2 protein-coding genes are annotated in these 1683 nt (G+C 31.7%); both read right to left on the bottom strand.

Annotated elements, in window-relative coordinates; genetic code table 11:
• Window positions 1–371: 371 nt before the first annotated feature.
• Window positions 372–797, bottom strand: coding sequence for a helix-turn-helix domain-containing protein (locus tag AC1DO4_RS27810; RefSeq protein ID WP_477421035.1), 426 nt, complete (start codon window positions 795–797; stop codon window positions 372–374).
• 330 nt (window positions 798–1127) lie between these two features.
• Window positions 1128–1571, bottom strand: a complete 444-nt coding sequence (locus AC1DO4_RS27805) for a response regulator (RefSeq protein WP_477421033.1) — start codon at window positions 1569–1571, stop codon at window positions 1128–1130.
• Between the last annotated feature and the right edge of the window lie 112 nt (window positions 1572–1683).

Genomic DNA, 1683 nt, shown 5'->3' with positions numbered 1-1683 from the left:
TAGGTATTCTTCTACACAATACTTCAATCAAAGTACCCAATAATATAATTGGAAAAATAAAAAGTACTGTAGACCATATGAATTTTTTCATCATTAAAATTGAAGTTCACATTAATTACAGTTTGACATTGATTGATAGCTCTCATTAACCCAAACATTAATTTAAGTGCTTTAATACTTTGGGTTCAAAAGCGTATCGCAATTACTCCCATACCATTTTAGCAAAAGTGGAGTTATTTGGATAAGAATATAGCTGATTTGTAGAGAAATTCAATTCGCCCAATATTTATATTTTGACAAGATTAAATGATTTAATAATGGGGACAGGATTTAGTATGGATTAATCAAATACTACTGAATTATGGTTTATATTATATGGTTATGTTTCTGCCATCATGGCTTAAAACTTCATTGAATTTTTCAAGTAGTTTTATATACTTATCCATCCAATAATAAGTTGCATCCCGGGGCTGATCTTTGGTACTTAAGGCCTCAAAAGGACGGTCTGCATTAACAGAATTAATTCTTTTTGCAAAAGCATCTGGGAATTCCTTTGAAAAATCGTGCCCAATCACAAAACCAATTTGACAAATTATGTCCAGGTTAAGCTTTTTAGTTTCAAACCAATTGTATAAGGTTCTTCGACTAACATTAAGCTTTCGGGCAATCTCACTTATACCCATATGATCTCGTCGTACAATGCGTTCCACAATTTGGCCGTAATGTAAGTCAATGCATTCAGATGTTTCGACAGTACAACTGTCATTATCTAAATAGTTAGTAATCGGGTAATCCATTTTGCTGTACATACTCTAATTGATTTAGGCTAAAAATTAAATTTTTAAAAGACGATGCTTATTCATTAATTTAAAAATGCATGGTGCTATTTAGTTTCAATTTAGTATGAATAACATTTAGGGGAGAAGTTATTCAGAAATCATTGATTTAGGTTCTATTAATTAAATGTTCAAACAGCCTGGTATACTACCTTATAAGCGCCATTGTTTGCAATTGCATTCAATTAATTATACCATAAATTTAAAGATAGTGCGATCACATATCAACCTATTGGCGGTCATTTTTTGCCTGTAGAAGGCACTGTAAAAGAGACAATTATCGCGCTTTTGTTACCGACTTTTTTGTTCGAAATTAACTATAGATTTACGTAAACCACCGCTAAAAGTATAATTATTATCCACAGTGTTAAATGCAGAGAAAAAATTTGCGACAAAGTTTATAAGACCACGATCATTATAACCTTCGCACTTAAAATTTTTAATATTTATCACAGTTGCTGCCTGCTTATCGGGAAATCCCGATTTGGCTGTAAACTGAATAAAAGGGATTTTATTGAGATATAATCTGCTGAACATGATTTTATAAACATCGTAGCCGGTCATTCCCGGCAATATAATTTCGCAAATCACCAAGTCGGGTAATTGTTCTTTTAAACGTTCAAAAGCGCTCATACCATTGTCTGATATTGAAACACGATAACCTTTGGTRGTCAGAAGCTGAGCGATATTATCTCTGATTTTGTGATTATCTTCAATAAGGAGTATATTATTCATAACAAATGAATTTTAACCATTTATTAAATCACATCGTAAATGTTAAACTGATTTTATTCAACAGGGTGCATTACCTGATGGGTGATATCAATAAATATACCCGACAACTTTT

The sequence above is a fragment of the Mucilaginibacter sp. P5_A6 genome, assembly GCF_056400585.1.
This window is presented reverse-complemented; position numbering and strand designations above follow the sequence as displayed.